We start from the raw sequence: 17,961 nt of genomic DNA, 5'->3' as shown, positions 1-17,961 counted from the left end.
CGAATGAAAGAACGCAAAAATAAAGAACTATCCTCAAAAGATCTCTCTGAGCTGGTAGCAAAAGGAATGATAGAAAAGAAGGGCCTGGACATCGCAATACTTGACCTCAGAAATGTAAAAAACTCAATCACTGATTTTTTTGTAATTTGTTCGGGTAACTCCGACACGCAGATAGATGCTTTGGCCAATTCGGTTGAAGACGAAATTTATAAAATGTCCAAAACAGAACCCTGGCAGAAGGAAGGAAAGGCGAATGGAGAGTGGATCTTGATTGATTATGTTGACGTTGTCGCACACATATTCAACAAAGATCGCCGCAAGCATTATGATCTGGAAGAACTTTGGGGAGATGCAGAGGTGACATACCTGGAAGATTCCATGGTATAAATGACCGGCAGGTGAACATTCGCCTGGGCCGGAATGTTGTTTATTATATTTCCTCTTAATTAAAAACACAGAATGTCCGAAAACGATAACAAAAGAGGGCCTCTCAGTCCTAAAAGTCCCCAAAAAGGATATCAGGGCTGGATTATCGCTGCTCTGATTGCCACTATACTTGGAATAACATACCTCAACCGGACCTCAACCATTCGCGAGACGACGCAAAAGCGTTTCGAGAAAATGATGGCTGACAAAGAAGTCGAACGGGTAACGATTGTTAATGACAAGTCTGTTGAGGTAACGCTGAAACCAGAGGCCCTGAAACAAGATAAATACAAGGTTGTTGCAAAGGAGAATAATTATTTCGGTGGTGAGACAGTTTCTCATTACCAATTCCAGGTAACGTCCGCTGAAACATTTAAGAAAGATTTCGACAAAATGCAGGAAGGCATTCCTGACGATGACAAGGTGCCTTTTGTTGTAGATACGCGTAACGACTGGACCAGCTTCCTCGGAACCTGGGGCTTTTTCATTGTCATGATCCTGGTGATGTACTTCATTCTGGGCAGAATGTCCGGCGGCGTTGGGCCGGGTGGTCAGATTTTTAACATTGGCCGTTCACGTGCTACATTGTTCGATGCTGAAAACAAAGTTAAAATCACTTTTAACGACGTTGCAGGCCTTGACGAAGCGAAAGAAGAGATTAAAGAGATCGTTGAATATCTGCAAAGCCCGGACAAATTCAAGAAGCTGGGTGCTAAAATTCCAAAAGGTGCATTGCTTGTAGGACCTCCGGGAACGGGTAAAACATTGTTGGCCAAGGCTGTTGCCGGTGAAGCTGGCGTTCCATTCTTCTCCCTGTCCGGTTCCGACTTCGTTGAAATGTTCGTGGGTGTGGGTGCGGCGCGTGTTCGTGACCTTTTCAAGCAAGCAAAAGAAAAAGCGCCTTGTATCATCTTTATTGATGAGATCGACGCAGTTGGCCGTTCACGTGGACGTGGTGCAATGCCAGGTTCCAATGACGAACGCGAAAATACATTGAACTCGCTGCTGGTTGAAATGGATGGTTTTGCTACCGATTCCGGTATCATTATCGTAGCAGCAACCAACCGTCCGGATGTTTTGGACCCAGCTTTGCTTCGTCCAGGCCGTTTTGACCGTCAGATCTCAGTTGATAAGCCGGATGTTATCGGTCGTGAAGCGATTTTCAAAGTGCATTTGAAACCTTTGAAATTGTCGACTGACGTTAACATTCAAAAACTATCATCTCAGACGCCCGGTTTTGCGGGAGCTGAAATTGCGAACGTTTGTAACGAAGCAGCATTAATTGCAGCCCGTCGTAACCGTGAGGAAGTAACTATGCAGGACTTCCAGGATGCAATGGACCGGGTTATCGGTGGATTGGAAAAGAAAAACAAACTGATCTCACCTGAGGAAAAGGAAATCGTTGCTTACCATGAAGCAGGTCACGCGGTGGCAGGCTGGTTCCTGGAACACGCTGATCCATTGGTTAAAGTATCGATCGTTCCCCGTGGTGTTGCAGCATTAGGTTATGCTCAGTATCTTCCGAGAGAACAGTATTTGTATCGTACAGAACAGCTGTTTGACGAAATGTGTATGACATTAGGCGGTCGCGCTGCGGAAGATGTAGTTTTCGGCAAGATCTCAACCGGTGCATTAAGTGACCTTGAACGCGTTACGAAAGTGGCGTACAGCATGGTAACCATGTACGGAATGAACGAGCGTATCGGAAACATTTCTTACTACGATTCCAAACAAAGCGATTACGCATTCACGAAGCCATATTCCGAATCAACGTCACAAGCTATTGATGAAGAAGTTAGAAAGCTGATCGATCAGGCATACCAGTTTGTTAAAAATCTGTTATTCGAGAAGCGGGACAAATTGGAAGTGTTGGCGAAAGAGCTTTTGGAAAAAGAAATTTTATTCCAGAGTGATCTTGAAAAACTGATTGGAAAACGTCCTTACGAGAAGGAAACGAGCTATCAGGCCTACATTAACCGTCGTTCCAATGAAGAAGCAGCGATCCATGAGGAAGTTGTAAAACATACATTGGAAAAAGACAACAAAGAAGAAGAATTGGCAGAGGCAGGTAAAGACGTTTCAAACGAATAAGCCGCTTTGACTTCATAATTATATATAGCCGGGCAATCACATTGTCCGGCTATTATTTTTGTAACAAACATCCATCCCAAACTCCGCAACAGATGTCTTTTGAAATATTTGAACAACAATTTGGCGAGCTTACTGAACTTGTAATCCAGGAATCAACAACTGGAAATCGCTGTGTTATTATTCCTGAGTTAGGCGGCATTGTTCGCCAGTTATCACTGAGAAAAGGGCTTACTTTGTTTTCTCTGTTAAAGACGCCGCCTACTCCCGACAGCCTCCTTGCGGATACGAAGAGTGCTAGCGAACTCCTCTTTCCGTTTGCTAGCAGGATTCCGGATGGGAAATATAAGTTTCTGGGTAAAGAATATCAGTTGGTTAAAAATGAAACCGGCAACCTGAACGCCATACACGGATTGGTGAGAAAACAATCATTCAACATTGAGGAGCAGGACATTCAGGCCGACAGGGCTTCGGTGAAACTCTCCTATTCGATCAATAATCCCGAAGGCTATCCATTTGCCGTGGATTTCTCCGTACTTTATACATTGCACGCCGACGGGCGGTTTGTATTAACTTATGAGGCGATTAATCAAGGTAATGAGCCGGCTCCGGCAATGTTTGGATGGCATCCATATTTCGTGCTTGGTAATGAGCAGGCCGACGCATGGAAGATCAACATTCCTTCTGATGAAATTGTAGATTTTGACAATAACCAGATTCCGGTTGGCAGAAAGCCGTTTCTTGTAGAAAAGCCGACCAAAATATATCAAAAGGCATTTGATAATTGCTTCGTGGTAAATGCTGCGTCTGACAGTGTCACAACTGAGCTGATCTCAGAGAATCAGGACATTACATTGCGGATCAAACAGGAAACCGGAGAAGGCAAGTTTAATTATCTGGTCGTATACACCCCGCCTGCGCGCGATTGTGTGGCTATTGAGCCATTGACAGCCAATGTGGATTCATTCAATTCCGGCGAAGGGCTTAACATTCTTGCGCATGGAAAGAGCATTTCCGGCTCCATTACACTTACGCTCGTTTAAGAGCGGTGTTGCTTGTACCAAAAGGCCTTATGCCAGAGCAACTTCCAGTAAGTGAGATAGCGTAAATGGGCAGTGATAATTGATAGTTTAATGCTCAGATTATCCCTATGGCGCATATTATAAGTAAATATGCGCCACGATTTTGACTTCAATACCGGACGTTCGTTTTCCCAATGCGTAAGAATTGCATTTCTAAAATGTTCGGAAGGAGCGTTCACAGTATCTGCCATGTTCGGGCTTGAAAAGGTTTCACCAGTAAGCATATGGGCCATCGCCAGCGATTCCATGAGCAGCCGGTTGAAACCTTTCTTAATCGTCATGTCCTGAATGTAATCCCAATCGAGTTCATCCGCATGTTTCCGTAAAAGTCTTACGAAATCGCCCATGTATTTCAGCTTGTCCCACTGCTCGATGCCGCCATGGTGAATGACCATCAGGAGCAATTGGTTTTCCATGCGGGGAATGTGGATAGCAGCACCAGCCATTTGCACCTCAATCATATCATTTGAAAGTTCTTCCCACGTCAGATCATAGCAGTAACGAGGGTAACTCGGCCTCCACTGGACTTCCAGCGACTGCAATGTATGTTCCCCGACCGGTTCTAAAGGAAGCTGATAATCCGTATCCAGATAGGCCTGTCTCAATGCATCCTCACTCAATAAATACCTGCGGTAAGCGTCTGGCGCAAAGCCACTTGTTTTCAATGTGTCAAGACTTTGCGGAACATCTTCTTCCTTGATAAAAAAGTCAATATCGCCGAATTCCCGCTGATTGGGCTTGTCATACAACAGCCAGGCCCACAATGCACCTTTCATTAAAAAAGCTTTGACGTCAGCCGCAATAAGCTGCTGATATAAGCGCACGGAAATTCCTAAAAACGCCATATTTGTCACGGCCTGCCCCATCGCGAATTCTTTCAAAGCCGCTAAATGTTTAACAGGAATTTCAGGCTGTTCTGCCCCGTTTTGCAAATGATCCAATAATAATGGTCTCACCTGATGCCAGTTGGCCAGCCTTGTGAATTTTGGCCAGACTACCTCGCGTTGATGTATTTGGAATGGCGGTTTTGATTTCCCTCCGAGCGCAGCTTCAATCAGCAGGGCCAGCTCGGGAGAAATTTTCAGGTCTGGCATATTATCCGGCTGTTTGTTGTTCCGGAATGCATTCACTGACCCATTTTTCCAGGTTTTCAAATCCGTCCGGACGTTTCTTCTTCCACAGCTTCGCGGATTTGCTGCATTGGAAGCTCTGTAAAAAAAGTCTTTTCAAAACGTCCCTGGTAAGCAGTTGGCTGGGCAGCGGGAAGTGCTTCAATGTCTCGGTTGGGATCTCAGCGGCAGACAGCGCTGCCAACGGCTTCCTATTGCGCGCTCTATGCAGAAAAAACACTTTCTTTAATGGCACCGGCTCATGTGAAAAACCTGATTTCGGCTCATAAGAGAATTTGTTGACGCCTTCGCTCACCGGATGTAATTCGGATTCCGAGTAGTGCAGGCCTGCGACCGTTTTGTCCCAGATTTTAAGCTGTGGATATGCAGGAACAATGTAAGCTGATCCATCTTCATGGAAGGCGATAGCGGTTAGGTCGTCACTTAGTAATTTGCAACCTGCCTTAATAAACGCAGCTGCCGTTGTTGACTTTCCGGCTCCCGGCGTTCCCATGAAACACCAGCCTTCATTGCCCACCTGCACCGAGCTTGCATGCAGGAGAAACAACCCGCGTTGAAACAGGATCAAACCGATAGCCTCACTTACTGTAAACAGGCTTATCAGATTATCGTCATTAGTTAATGCATTAACATACAGATAATTACCATTTGTGGCTTTAAACGAGGCTATATTATCCCAATGCAAATAAAGATTCTCGTCAGCATCTTTCCCGAATGATGCCCGCACGCCTCTTCGATACAACTGTGTTTTGCCCAGAGCAGGCAATTCGAATGCTGCTGATTTGATATATAAATCGGGATCGGAGTTACCGTCTCCGTCACTTAATTCGGGAAGTTGTATTTCGGAAAGGATATTTAACCCAAAGGCTTTATAATAATGCATGTATATTATGGTAAAATCATTTCCAAACCCAAATTCGCTGATAAAGAACTGATTCCGGCCAGTTACCCATAATGACGGAGCCGTTTTTCTCCACCCAGGCATGTGCCTCAAACTGCTTGGCAGGATTTACTTCGATGCCTATTTCTAATGTTAATGCGGGCACTTTACGGAGCAGATATTTTGTTGCCAGCGCGCGCGGGAGACATAGCAATTCTAATGGCAGTATATGGGAGGCAGTATCCACGGCCCAGACAGTCTGATCGATTCTTTCCTGGGATATTTCACCGGTGTATTCACTTTTGCAAAGCCAATGGAATATTTTCCTGAATGTGCCAAAGGGTAAAATCGCCAGACCCGTTTTGATAAGCACCAGACTCACAGCCGCTTTCAGAAAAATGAGCTTTCCTTCATGCGATAAACCGTTCCATTTGGCAATATGGTGCTTAACTCGTCCCAATCGTCCCTAATTAGTTACCTCCACCAGTTTTTCAGAAATAAGGTCTTTCAGCAAAAAGTCAATATCATTTTTACAAGTTTCAGCATCAATCTCGTATTCGCTGATCACTGCATCACAAAGAGAATCAATGGTTTGTGGGCCCTTTTCCAGATTATCCCAGACAAGCATTCCTACTTCATTCAGTCCGTAATAAGCACCTTTGCTGTGATTGAGTATGACTGTTTCGCCGGCTACTTTGGAGCTAATCTGGTCTGAGGTAAGTTGGTATTTAGTCATGAGGGGCTATTCTGATGTTATATAATGTGTTTTGATTTGTACAAAGTTAAAAATTTTAATTACTCAATCTCAAACTTTATTCCCTGCGCCAGCGGGAGTGCCGTTCCGTAATTGATCGTGTTTGTCTGCCTGCGCATATAAACTTTCCAGGCATCCGAACCCGATTCACGACCGCCGCCCGTTTCTTTTTCTCCGCCGAATGCCCCGCCAATCTCCGCTCCCGAAGTGCCAATGTTCACATTAGCAATCCCGCAATCGGATCCTGCATGAGAAAGGAACAGCTCTGATTCTCTGATATTTAGCGTAAAAATAGCAGATGATAATCCTTGCGGAACGTCATTCTGGATGCCGATGGCTTCTTCCAGATCATTGTATTTGATCAAATAAAGAATGGGCGCGAAGGTCTCATGCTGCACAATTGCATATCTATTTTGAACCTCCGCAATACAAGGCGCAACGTAACATCCAGACGAAAATTCTGGCCCATTCAGCACTTGCGGCTCGACAATAAAAGTGCCACCGGCGTCTATCACTTTTTCTACGGCAAGCTGATATTGAGAAACAGCATCCGTATCGATCAACGGACCGACGTGCATGTTGGCATCAAGTGGATTTCCAATGCGCAGTTGCGCGTATGCTTTCACCAGCCGCTGCTTCACCTCTTCATAAATCTCAGCCTGGACAATGATCCTTCGGGTAGATGTGCATCGCTGGCCAGCTGTTCCCACTGCCCCGAATACAATGCCGGGGATAGCAACATGCAGGTCGGCCGACGGCGTGATAATGATGGCATTGTTACCGCCCAGTTCAAGCAAGCTTTTACCCAGCCGCCTAGCCACAGCTTCACCCACCGCTTTACCCATCCGTGTGCTTCCCGTTGCCGAAACCAATGCGATCCGGGGATCATTTGCCAGCCATGCTCCTACTTCGCGGCCGCCCGTCAAAATACACGACACGCCTTCCGGCACATCGTTTTTTTCAAGCACTGTTTTGATAATGTTTTGTGATGCCAATGCCGTTAGCGGCGTTTTTTCCGAAGGTTTCCAGATACAAACATCCCCGCAAACCCACGCCAGCATCGCATTCCACGACCAGACTGCAACCGGAAAATTAAATGCAGAAATAATGCCGACGACACCGACCGGATGCCATTGCTCATACATCCGGTGTTGCGGGCGTTCGCTATGCATGCTTAATCCGTAAAGCTGGCGCGAAAGACCCACTGCAAAATCGCAGATATCGATCATTTCCTGCACTTCTCCCAATCCTTCCTGCAAGCTTTTACCCATTTCATAACTTACCAGTGTGCCAAGCTCCGTTTTAAATTTCCGAAGCTGATCACCCATCTGGCGCACGATCTCACCGCGTTTTGGTGCAGGGATCTGTTTCCAAATTTTAAATGCTTCTACCGCTTTCTGCACCACGAAGTCATAATCAGAGCGATCAGCCTGGTTTGCCTGCGCAATTCTTTTACCGTCAACCGGCGAAACGGATTCCAAAATCCCTCCATTTCCGGCCTGATGAACTTTGCCTGTGCTAACACCATTATTAAGCTGCTGAATGCCTAGCGCATCCAGGACGGTTTGTATATTTTCCATTACTAAGTCTTTTGTGTGTAATGTTCCTTCTCAATTAAAAAACGAACCATTTTGCGTTTGAAGGAAATCTTGCAATAAAATATCTTCCTGGCGAATAAAACCCTTACTGGGTAACACACCATTTGCAACCATCTCTACAACCGAAGCAATGGAGGCGGCAGTTGTCCAGGAAATAGCGCGCCAATGTTGCCCGTCGATCTCAATGGGATGGTATGCCCGGTAAAACTCTTCCCTTTCCAACCGGTTTTCTTTCCAGCCTTCAACAACTGCATAAACGTAAACAACATCCTGCTGCACAGGCGGTTTTGCCTCTGTCAATATTTGCTCGATCAGTTCGCGCTTATCCTTCAAGCAAAGTTCGTAAAGCATGAAACGCATCAGACTGCAATGTCCGGGATATCGTATCGTCTTGTAATTCAGCGTATCCAGCTTTCCTTCCAATGTTTCACACATGGTCCCTAAACCTCCGGAGGTGATGAAAGCCTCAAACTCCTGCCCTTCTATATTGATCATTTCAATGCCTTCCAATGAAGGAACCATCTTCCGGACGCCATTGTGGATCACTTCCGCATCATTGATATACTCATTCACGACACCCGCCGGAGACCATGTAAAAGAATAACCCATCAAGCCATTCGGATAGCGTGGCAAAGCGCCTACGCGCAGTTCGATGTCGCGTAATTTGGTAAACCGTTTGGCCAGATCCATCCCTACTATGCCAATAAAGCCAGGCGCCAGGCCACATTGCGGTGCAAGCACGCTCCTGCTTTCCTTTGCCATTTCCCGTATCGCGGCGGTCGTGGCAACGTCTTCGGTCAGATCGAAATAATGTATTCCCTGCTCGCAGGCTTTGCGCGCGATGGGTAAGTTGAGATTATAAGGCATGCAGGATACAACTGCATCAAACCCGGCAAGCGTTTGTTCCAGAAATTCCGGATTGCTAATGTCGCCGGGGATTACCGGAAATGGAAGCAGCACAGCAGGTTGGGTTTTATCAACCCCGGTAACATTGAATTTTTTACTCAATAAAGTCCCGACGAGAGACCCCACTTTTCCGAGACCGATAACGAGGATTTTTTGCATGTATAGTCAAACATTTAGGTTGTAAATATTTTAGCTGTGGAGAAAGATATGAAAAGAAATAGCAGTTTTTAAAACTTACATGTCATTTTTGTATGATAAATAGAAGTGCTATGCAGATTGTCATTGTGGGTGGAGGCGCCTCCGGGTTTATGGCTGCTATAACGGCGGCAGAAGAGAACCCGGACGCGAAAATTGTGATTTTGGAGAAGAATAAGACGGTTTTGAACAAAGTCCGGGTGTCGGGCGGTGGCCGCTGCAATGTGACGCATAACCCGTCCGATCTGCGTTTTTTTATTAAAAATTATCCCCGTGGTGAAAAGTTGCTTCGGAAATTGCTACATCATTTCGATGCGAAGGACACCGTCAGTTGGTTTGAGAATAAGGGTGTAAAATTGAAGACCGAGCCCGATGGCAGAATGTTCCCGGTTACAGATTCTTCACAAACGATTATTGAATGCATGATCAGAACGGCTCGTAACCTGAACATTGAGATCAGAACGGGCACGTCTGTTCAGTCATTTTCTCAAATTACAGGGGAAGGCCGGGAAGGTTTTTCGGTTCAGCTAAATGACGATGAAAAACTCTATGCGGATAAACTGCTGATTGCAACCGGCGGCTATCCGAAGGCGAGCGGATTTGATTGGCTTCAAACGCATGATCACACGATCATTAACCCGCTTCCATCTCTTTTTACATTTAACACACCCGGGAATTATCTTCTGCCGCTGGCCGGTGTCTCAGTTCAGGATGCTCTTTTGAAAATTTCAGGAACCAAGCATGAATGGCAAGGCCCGCTGCTGATAACACATTGGGGTTTTAGTGGCCCGGCCGTTCTGAAACTTTCGGCCTGGGGCGCACGCGATCTTGCGGAAAAAGATTACAATTTTATTTGCAAGATCAATTGGGTTCCGCAAATGAATGAGCAGCAGGTCAGGGAATTTTTGATGGGTGAAAAAGCCAAAACGCCGAAACAGCAAATCTCCTCGCACGCAAGGCTGGGCATTCCCGCGCGGTTATGGAAAGTGTTCGTTGCAAAATCAGAAATTCCGGACGAGCTGCGCTGGTCGGACGCGACGAAGAAAGCATTGAACCGGCTTACTGAATTACTGACAAACAGTCAGTTTGACGTAAAAGGAAAGACAACATTTAAGGAAGAGTTCGTGACATGCGGCGGAATTTCCCTGAACGACATTAATCATGAAACATTAGAAAGCAAAGCAGTCCCAGGTTTATATTTCGCAGGAGAAGTGCTTGACATTGATGGCATTACAGGTGGCTTCAATTTCCAAAATGCCTGGACAACCGGATACATTGCCGGCAAAAACCTGGCCGGTCACTCAACATTGTCTGCCATAGCATCGAAATAAGCCCTTACCTTCTTCGCCCGGTCAAGCCCGACGAGCCCCGCCAACTGTTCCAATGAACTTTCACGGATACCACGGACAGAACCGAAGAATTTCAGCAATTTCGCAGCCGTCACCTTACCTACGCCGTCCACACCGTCCAGTTCACTGATCAGGCTGGCTTTGCTTCTCTTATCCCTGTGAAACGTAATCCCGAACCGGTGCGCTTCATCGCGGATCTGCTGAATGAGCTTCAATGATTCAGACTTTTTATCAATGTAAAGCGGCAGGGAATCTTCCGGAAAGTAGATTTCTTCCAACCTTTTAGCAATGCCGATAATAGGCACCTGGCCATATATACCCAGATTTTTCAATGCATCACAAGCAGCGCCAAGCTGCCCTTTTCCACCATCGACCACTATTAAGTCCGGGAGCGGCTGCTCTTCTGCAATCAGCCTGAGATAACGCCTTCCTACCACCTCGTTCATGGACGCGAAGTCATTGGGGCCGATCACGGTTTTAATGTTGAAGTGCCGGTAGTCCTTTTTAGAAGGCTTGCCGTCCTTAAAACAAACCATGGCCGCAACCGGGTTCGTGCCCTGAATGTTGGAGTTATCGAAGCATTCAATGTGCCTAGGGAGCGTCTTTAATTGCAAATCTGCCTTTAAACGAATCAGAATCCTGTCTTTTTTGGACGAAGTCGCAGATGCTTCCACTTCCCTGCGCTCAGCTTTATCACGGCGGAAATACATCACATTCTTCATGGACATATCGAGCAGTTTCTTTTTATCACCTATCTGAGGGACAGTCAGTTCCAGGCGCATTTCCAGATCGGGCTTAATGTTCGAGATCAGCTCTTTGGCTTCGGCCCCAAACTTGGAACGCATTTCGACTATCATTAATGCCAGGATTTCCGCATCGCTTTCATCAAGCTTTTTCTTCACCTCAATGGTCTGTGTAGCAACCATATATCCCTGTTTTATTTTCATAAAATTGAGATACGCGGCTTCTTCATCGGACACGATCGTCAGCACATCAATGTTCCCGATCTTCGGATTCGTAACAGTGGCTTTGCTTTGGAAATTAGAAAGGCTTTCGATTTTCGTTTTCCAGGAATGTGCTTTTTCAAATTCCATTTGCTCGGCAGCTTTCAACATTTTGTCTTTAAAATATTGTTGCGGCAGCGATAAATTGCCTTTCAGGATATTATGGACCTGTTCGATTTCCGCATTGTACTCGGCTTCGTCCTGCAACCCTTCGCACGGGCCTTTGCAGTTGCCAATGTGGTATTCCAGACAAACTTTAAATTTCCCTGCTTCAATGTTCGCCTGCGAAAGCGGCAACTGACACGAACGGATCGTGTAAAGCGATCTGAACATATCAAGCAGCGTGTGCATGGTCCGCAAACTGGCAAACGGACCGTAAAAAGTGCCCTTAGTCCTGTCCAGGTTGCGCGTTACGTACACACGCGGAAAGCGCTCCTGCGTAACGCATATGAAGGGATAGGTTTTGTCGTCTTTGAGGAGAATGTTAAACTTCGGCTGCAACTGCTTGATAAGCTGATTTTCAAGCAATAATGCATCCCATTCGCTGTGAACGATTGTGTATTCAATGCGACGGATCTGACTTACGAGCCGTTTGGTTTTACGGTCGTGCTGATTGGATTTCAGGAAATAGCTCGAAACCCGGCTTCTGAGGCTTTTCGCCTTACCCACATATATTACTTCCCCGGTTTCATCAAAATAGCGATATACACCTGGATCAAGCGGAATTTTTGAAAGTTCTTCTTTATAATTGAATTCAGACATTGAATAAATTTCTGGACCTTATCTATTTGAAAAAAACAACCGCACAAGATGAAAAGTTGCGTCCTTAACCAACTCAAAAGCATCTGCCTGGGCCTGGTTAAGATCCATAGGCCGGTTCAAAATGGACACTGCATAAGTTATGCCAGCATCACGCACTTGCTCGGGCGTAATCTGCAAAGTGCCGCAAACCACAGCCAGCGGAACCTGGTTTATGCTGCAAAAATCGGCCAGTCCTTTGACAACTTTACCTGCCAATGTCTGCTCGTCGACTTTACCTTCACCGGTAATAACCAGATCGGCATCTTTAATGCGCTCGGCAATGTGCGTTTGCTCAATAACAATGCTCACGCCGTCTTTCAAGACTGCATTTAAAAACCAGAGACAACCTGCACCTAAGCCACCCGCAGCACCTGCGCCCGGATGATTACTAATGTCTCTTTCAAAAGTTTTTGAAGCGATTTCACTCAAATTTTTCAGGCCATTGTCGAGCAATTCGACCATTTCGGGATCGGCACCTTTTTGCGGGCCGTAAATGTGTGCGGCGCCATTTGGCCCGTAAAGCGGGTTGGTAACATCGCAGGCAACCGTGATGGAAACTGCATTTAAACGGCGATCCTTTTCAGTTTCGTCAATAAGCGCGACCTCATGCATCGATTCACCTTTTGCAGGCAATTGCACATTGTTTTTATCATAAAAATGATAGCCCAATGCTTCCGCCATGCCCATACCGCCGTCGGTCGTAGCGCTTCCGCCTATGCCTAGAATGATTTGCTGAACACCCCGATCCAAGGCATCTTTGATGAGTTGGCCGGTCCCGTATGTGCTGGTTAGCAACGGATTACGCTCTTCCTGGGGCAGCAATGCCAAACCAGACGCAGCCGCCATTTCAATATAGGCAGTTTGCCCGTCACCGGACAGGCCGTAAGAAGCTGTAATTGAACGCCCTAGCGGATCATTTACTTCAATGCGGATGGTTTTACCTCGTGCTTGCTGTGTCAGGATTTGCGCTGTTCCCTCGCCTCCATCAGCTAGAGGGATGGTTGTGACATTCGCATCGGGGTAAGCAAGTAAAATACCCGCTTCGATCGCCCTGCAAACGTCAATTGCTTCAAGAGAGCCACGAAATTTGTCAGGTGCAACGAGAATGTTCACAATAAGTGCATTAACCCATTAAAACAACACGCCTTCGTCGTCTGAGCGGGAAGGTGGAACATATGTGTCGGTGCTGTCGGTGGACACGCCGCCGCATTCCCGCACGTAATTTTCAGGTTTTTTGAAAGGTTCTTTTCTGTATTGAACCAGCGTCGGATCTTTGTAAACCTTTTGCATAAACATTCCCCAGGCAGGCATCGCAATGCGGCCACCTTGCCCGTAAGCAATGGTCCGGAAGTGAATGCTGCGATCCTCTCCTCCTACCCAGATTCCGGACACCAAATGCTGTGTCATGCCCATGAACCAGCCGTCCGAATAATTGGAAGTTGTTCCGGTTTTGGCCGCGATCTCGTTGCCTTCGGTTACGCCATATTGTCTCAGCCTTCCAGCCGTTCCACCCGGATCTTCCACGGCTCCACGCATCAGATACAGCATATTATAAGCCATATTCTCGCTGATTTCCTGATTTTGCTTTTGGAAAAATTCCTGCAAAACATTGCCATAACGGTCCTCAATGCGGAGAATGGTCATAGGCTCAGTCCTGTGGCCACCATTGGCGAATGCACTGTAAGCGCCTACCATTTCAAAAACCGATACATCACTGATCCCAAGACAAAGTGAAGGAACTTCCTGCAATTTGCTCGTAATGCCCAGCTTATGGGCATACTCAGCCACGGTTTTGGCTTTCACCATTTTTATGAGATAAGCACTGACCGTATTCACAGACTTACCCAAAGCCTGACGCAGTGAAAGTGACTGGTAAGAGTATTTATTGTTGGAGTTTTTAGGAGACCAACCGCCGGGCACACCGTCGGAAGGACCAAAATAAATCGGGGCATCCGTTACGTGATCACAAGGCGTCAGGAAGTTTTTGTCCAATGCCGAAACGTACACAAATGGCTTGAATGTAGAGCCCGGCTGCCGTGATCCCTGCTTAACGTGATCATATTTGAAATATTTGAAATTGATGCCGCCTACCCAAGCCTTAACATGGCCGTTTCTCGGGTCCATTGACATCATGCCCGCTCTTAAAAACCGCTTGTAATATGCGATGGAATCAATCGGACTCATCATCACTTCTTTTTCCCCATTCCATGAGAAAACCTTCATTTTATAAGGCTTACGCATTATTTTCCAAGCTTCTTCCTCGCCCAGATCACGCTTTAATGAGATGAAATGTGGTGATCTCCGGGCGGCTGTTGTCAGGAAACCCGGAATTTCTTTTCCGTTATCAAATGACCATGGGTTACGACCTTTCCAGTGTTCGTCAAAGAGCTTTTGCTGTCCTTTCATATGCTCGGTCAGTGCGTCCTCCTGGTAACGCTGCATTCTTGAATCAATGGTCGTATAAATGCGCAAACCGCTGGTATACAGATCATAATTCATATCATGCTCCTCATTATACATCTTCACCCAGCTTTTCAGATAACCCCGCATGGATTCCCGGAAATAAGGCGCTAACCCTGTATTATGGCCTTCTACATTAAAATCGATGCCTAGTGGCTTTTCCTTATATCTCTCAAAATCTTCTCTCGGGATGTAATCGTATTTGGTCATTTGCGCCAAAACCGTATTTCTGCGGTTCATAGCATTGGTAGGGAAGCGCAATGGGTTGAAGAGCGTTGGGTTTTGCAGCATTCCAACCAGCAATGCAGCTTCTGTCACATTCAGATCCCATGCCTCTTTATTGAAATATGTCTTCGCAGCAACCTTGATCCCGTAGGTGTTATTACCAAAGGAAACTGTGTTGAGATACATTTGCATGATCTCCTGTTTGGTATATTTCCTTTCCAGGATCACAGCCAAAACCCATTCTTTGGTCTTTGCAATTACAATCCTTACCAAGGGTATTTTACCTAAAAGGCCTTCAAATTCCTCTGAACGTGTGTTAAACAAGTTTTTGGCAACCTGCTGTGTCAGCGTACTTCCCCCGCCTGAGCTCGAATTTCCGGAAACAACACCCTTGAAAACACGCAACAAACTTCTTGGATCTATACCCGAATGGTTCACAAAACGCGCATCCTCAGTAGCAACCAACGCGTCTATCAGATTGGGAGAGATCTGCGAAATATCAATCTGCGTTCTGTTTTCGAAGAAATACTTACCCAGTGACTTCCCATCTTCACTGATAAGCTCGGATGCAAGTTCACTTTTAGGATTTTCAAGTGTTTTCAAATCGGGCATTCCGCCGAATAACCAGAAAAAGTTAAAGCTGACGGCAACAATGTAAAGTATAAACAGACCCAGTCCAATTCCGATAGTCCGCCAGAGACGGATTATGGTGCGGCGATACTTTCCGGGTTGGAATTCAAGCATATAAAACGGAGTTAATTAATTGTAAACAGACAAATATACAATTTCGGCTAATTATCTCTTTCCCATGGAAAGCGAATTCAGCTCTTGCATCTCTTTGAGCCTTGGAAGATAGATGCTGGAAGGATATAACCTCATAAATTCAGCAATGGCCTGTGTGTAAGCATCTTTGCCGCGCACTTTGCCGATCAGGAAAACGCGTAAAAGCGCAAATTTGTCCTCCATAGCGTGGCCTTTATAAGCCGGAAGATTTTGTTCAATGTCATCAAGTGCTTTGGTATAGTCACCTTTTGAATAAAGGGCATAGGCAGCTTCATATTCCTTCACCGGGTTTCCCGAACCGGCCGAATTGTTATCAGATGCCTTACCAACTAGCCTGGCATAGGTGGAAGTCGGATATTCGTCGAACAGCTTGTTTTTCCATGTATCTTTATCATTATCAGCCTCATAGGTCAGATAAAGCAGATAATAGAGCTCTTCCTTGTATTGTGTTTTGGGATATTCCGCGAGAACACGCTCGAATGTGTTGATAGAACGCTGCGATTCCTGCAAATCGAACCTGTAAATCTTGCCCAGATTATAAAGTGCATCCTCTTTTTTCTTTTGAGAATCGGCCATCTGTCCTTCTGTGAGAGGGATATTTTGTTTTAAAGATGCGTGCAAAGCGTCCCATTCCGGTGTGCCCTTTTTCAGGCTGTTGTCGGCTATGACTTCTGTTTGTGCAGCAAGTGAGTCGGGTGCATTCGGATCATTACCGGCCAGTGAGCGCATTTGCCGGCTACTCCTGCGCCAGTCGTCTTCCAAAGGACGGTTACCCCAGGTTCTTTTAAACTCTGTCCGTCCTTGATTAATCAGTGCCGGATCGTAAAGCTCCCACCTGCGTTCGCCACCATTGATCAGCGGGTTTTGCACACTTTGAACATTCGTATTCTGAGCGACCAACATTGCTTTTCTTTCTTTTGCTTCCTGCTCCTTTCTTGCGGTTTCCTGCGCTTCAATAATAGCGTCTATCCGGTTATCTAGCGCGGCAGGGTTCATTTGCGCCAGCTTTTGCAGACTGTCTTCTGTATTTACAACGCTATAATGCTTTACAAACTCATCCAGCGCCCTTTTTCTCTCTGACACAAGCTTGTATTCAGGCGCTTGCTGCGGCAGAATGGTAAGTGCGCTATCATAATATGCTTTTGACAACTCAAATTTTTCCAAAGATTCATAGTTGATTCGCGCGAGTTGCAGGTAACTGTAAGCTTTCTGCTCCATATTTGTTCCTTTTGAGGCTGCAACGGCCTTTTGCAAATAACCAATGGCCTCGGGGATCTGCTTTCTATGCTCAGCCAACAAGCCCATCGTGAAATAGATCTTGTCGTTCAGGTCTGCATTCTTGCGATCACGAAGCATTTTATCAAAACCGACATCATCCAAATCCTTCTTCGGGTTCAGCACAACTTCATTTTGAAGCGAATTCATGGCAGAATAAAAACCCAGATCATAACCCGGACGATTTTTGCTTACACTTTTATAATGCTTATTCGCCAGTCCATACTGTCCCAGGCGGTCGTACATCTGAGCGGCCGCAAAGTGGATACGGGCTGTTTCGGTAGATTTTTTAAGGAGCGGAAATGCCTCTTCCAGGATCGCCACGGAAGTCAGATATTCTCCGTTTTGCTGGTGCAGGTAGGCTTTAGTAAGATAAAATTCGCGGGTCGATGATTTGCTGAGCGGCTGCTGGCTCAAATATTCGGCCACGCCCAGTGCATTGGAAAAATCCTTTCTGATAATGTAAGCCCGCATAAGCAGGATTAGCGCATTGTTCTTGTCATTTTCGTCCTTGCCATTTGCATACACATAGCGCAATGCTTCAAGCCCGTCGGCCCATTCGCCGAGATATAATCTGGATTTCCCAAGAACGATATAACTGTTGTCAACCCATTTACTGTTCTGGTGCTTTTCGGCAACTATGGACGCTTTTTTAATGGCATCCTGCAACTGCGGCTTTACAGGCAGGGAAAGCACTGAGTCCATGGGCAGCAGAATGGGCAGCAATTCATTATAGTTTTCTTTGTAAGCCTTATTCATCTGAAACTCCGCCTCGGCAAGACCCTGCTCGGCGATGAAATAGGCATTGTAATGTGCGGAAAGATTGTGGAAACCGACCGCCGCAGGTTTTGTACTGAACTGCGAACAACCTGCCACCAAACTGATCATGGTTAGTGAAAGGGCTGTGCGGCAGATGTAGAGGGCAAAACGGTTGGTCACAAATATGAAGTTAGGGATGTCTTTGGTCTTCTTATAAGCAAATCTAAAACGGTAATTTAAATAATT

At 46.0% G+C, this 17,961-nt stretch carries 14 protein-coding genes; 4 read left to right on the top strand and 10 right to left on the bottom strand.

Translation table 11 applies throughout. The features are described from left to right. The first annotated feature begins 3 nt into the window (after positions 1-3). From rsfS to LZG74_RS06330, 3 genes are all read left to right on the top strand, one after another. Positions 4-387: a ribosome silencing factor gene (gene rsfS / locus LZG74_RS06340; RefSeq protein WP_233795743.1), complete on the top strand. Its 384-nt coding sequence runs from the start codon at positions 4-6 to the stop codon at positions 385-387. A 72-nt stretch (positions 388-459) separates the two neighbouring features. Then, positions 460-2,517, top strand: a complete 2,058-nt coding sequence (ftsH, locus tag LZG74_RS06335) for an ATP-dependent zinc metalloprotease FtsH (RefSeq protein WP_233795742.1) — start codon at positions 460-462, stop codon at positions 2,515-2,517. 92 nt (positions 2,518-2,609) lie between these two features. After that, positions 2,610-3,557 (top strand): aldose 1-epimerase, encoded by a 948-nt coding sequence (locus LZG74_RS06330; protein ID WP_233795741.1) that lies wholly within the window; start codon positions 2,610-2,612, stop codon positions 3,555-3,557. Here LZG74_RS06330 and LZG74_RS06325 read toward each other — a convergent pair. Genes LZG74_RS06325 through LZG74_RS06300 form a run of 6 tightly spaced genes read right to left on the bottom strand, consistent with a single transcriptional unit; the run spans position 3,554 to position 9,023 of the window. After that, a complete protein-coding gene (locus LZG74_RS06325) occupies positions 3,554-4,690 on the bottom strand; it encodes a nucleotidyltransferase family protein (protein ID WP_233795740.1) in 1,137 nt (378 codons plus the stop codon). The two genes, LZG74_RS06330 and LZG74_RS06325, sit on opposite strands and share 4 nt — an antisense overlap. A 1-nt stretch (position 4,691) precedes the next feature. Continuing rightward, a complete protein-coding gene (locus LZG74_RS06320; protein ID WP_233795739.1) occupies positions 4,692-5,609 on the bottom strand; it encodes a serine kinase in 918 nt (305 codons plus the stop codon). A gap of 16 nt (positions 5,610-5,625) precedes the next feature. Beyond that, positions 5,626-6,066 carry a lasso peptide biosynthesis B2 protein gene (locus LZG74_RS06315; RefSeq protein ID WP_233795738.1) on the bottom strand — a complete coding sequence of 147 codons (441 nt, stop codon included), beginning with the start codon at positions 6,064-6,066 and terminating at the stop codon, positions 5,626-5,628. A gap of 6 nt (positions 6,067-6,072) precedes the next feature. Then, positions 6,073-6,342, bottom strand: a complete 270-nt coding sequence (locus tag LZG74_RS06310; protein ID WP_233795737.1) for a PqqD family protein — start codon at positions 6,340-6,342, stop codon at positions 6,073-6,075. A 59-nt stretch (positions 6,343-6,401) separates the two neighbouring features. Continuing rightward, positions 6,402-7,940 carry an aldehyde dehydrogenase family protein gene (locus LZG74_RS06305; protein WP_233795736.1) on the bottom strand — a complete coding sequence of 513 codons (1,539 nt, stop codon included), beginning with the start codon at positions 7,938-7,940 and terminating at the stop codon, positions 6,402-6,404. A 30-nt stretch (positions 7,941-7,970) separates the two neighbouring features. Further along, a complete protein-coding gene (locus LZG74_RS06300) occupies positions 7,971-9,023 on the bottom strand; it encodes a saccharopine dehydrogenase family protein (RefSeq protein WP_233795735.1) in 1,053 nt (350 codons plus the stop codon). 110 nt (positions 9,024-9,133) lie between these two features. On the opposite strand from LZG74_RS06300, the gene LZG74_RS06295 reads away from it, so the two are divergent. Further along, the gene (locus LZG74_RS06295) at positions 9,134-10,390 is read left to right on the top strand and encodes an NAD(P)/FAD-dependent oxidoreductase (protein ID WP_233795734.1); all 1,257 of its coding nucleotides are present in this window, start codon (positions 9,134-9,136) and stop codon (positions 10,388-10,390) included. On the opposite strand, the gene uvrC is transcribed toward LZG74_RS06295, so the two are convergent. From uvrC to LZG74_RS06275, 4 genes are read right to left on the bottom strand one after another with little or no spacing between them, the layout of a single operon-like run. Continuing rightward, entirely contained in the window at positions 10,357-12,174 is a 1,818-nt protein-coding gene (uvrC, locus tag LZG74_RS06290) for an excinuclease ABC subunit UvrC (protein ID WP_233795733.1), read from the bottom strand. The two genes, LZG74_RS06295 and uvrC, sit on opposite strands and share 34 nt — an antisense overlap. A gap of 18 nt (positions 12,175-12,192) precedes the next feature. Then, positions 12,193-13,326 (bottom strand): glycerate kinase, encoded by a 1,134-nt coding sequence (locus LZG74_RS06285; RefSeq protein WP_233795732.1) that lies wholly within the window; start codon positions 13,324-13,326, stop codon positions 12,193-12,195. An 18-nt stretch (positions 13,327-13,344) separates the two neighbouring features. Beyond that, positions 13,345-15,642 carry a penicillin-binding protein 1A gene (locus tag LZG74_RS06280; RefSeq protein WP_233795731.1) on the bottom strand — a complete coding sequence of 766 codons (2,298 nt, stop codon included), beginning with the start codon at positions 15,640-15,642 and terminating at the stop codon, positions 13,345-13,347. Positions 15,643-15,693: 51 nt separating this feature from the next. Further along, entirely contained in the window at positions 15,694-17,895 is a 2,202-nt protein-coding gene (locus LZG74_RS06275) for a tetratricopeptide repeat protein (protein ID WP_233795730.1), read from the bottom strand. Positions 17,896-17,961 lie beyond the last annotated feature (66 nt).

Origin of the sequence: Dyadobacter sp. CY327, assembly GCF_021390415.1 — a bacterium.
Taxonomy (GTDB): domain Bacteria; phylum Bacteroidota; class Bacteroidia; order Cytophagales; family Spirosomataceae; genus Dyadobacter; species Dyadobacter chenhuakuii.
Note: the sequence above shows the minus strand (reverse complement) of the source record. Positions and strands in the feature narration are given on the sequence as shown.

What these genes read in the sequence shown, in the direction of transcription:
- rsfS (WP_233795743.1), top strand. Translation starts at nt 4, where the DNA reads ATGAAAGAACGCAAAAATAAAGAACTATCCTCAAAAGATCTCTCTGAG.
- ftsH (WP_233795742.1), top strand. Translation starts at nt 460, where the DNA reads ATGTCCGAAAACGATAACAAAAGAGGGCCTCTCAGTCCTAAAAGTCCC.
- LZG74_RS06330 (WP_233795741.1), top strand. Translation starts at nt 2,610, where the DNA reads ATGTCTTTTGAAATATTTGAACAACAATTTGGCGAGCTTACTGAACTT.
- LZG74_RS06325 (WP_233795740.1), bottom strand. Translation starts at nt 4,690, where the DNA reads ATGCCAGACCTGAAAATTTCTCCCGAGCTGGCCCTGCTGATTGAAGCT.
- LZG74_RS06320 (WP_233795739.1), bottom strand. Translation starts at nt 5,609, where the DNA reads ATGCATTATTATAAAGCCTTTGGGTTAAATATCCTTTCCGAAATACAA.
- LZG74_RS06310 (WP_233795737.1), bottom strand. Translation starts at nt 6,342, where the DNA reads ATGACTAAATACCAACTTACCTCAGACCAGATTAGCTCCAAAGTAGCC.
- LZG74_RS06305 (WP_233795736.1), bottom strand. Translation starts at nt 7,940, where the DNA reads ATGGAAAATATACAAACCGTCCTGGATGCGCTAGGCATTCAGCAGCTT.
- LZG74_RS06300 (WP_233795735.1), bottom strand. Translation starts at nt 9,023, where the DNA reads ATGCAAAAAATCCTCGTTATCGGTCTCGGAAAAGTGGGGTCTCTCGTC.
- LZG74_RS06295 (WP_233795734.1), top strand. Translation starts at nt 9,134, where the DNA reads ATGCAGATTGTCATTGTGGGTGGAGGCGCCTCCGGGTTTATGGCTGCT.
- uvrC (WP_233795733.1), bottom strand. Translation starts at nt 12,174, where the DNA reads ATGTCTGAATTCAATTATAAAGAAGAACTTTCAAAAATTCCGCTTGAT.
- LZG74_RS06280 (WP_233795731.1), bottom strand. Translation starts at nt 15,642, where the DNA reads ATGCTTGAATTCCAACCCGGAAAGTATCGCCGCACCATAATCCGTCTC.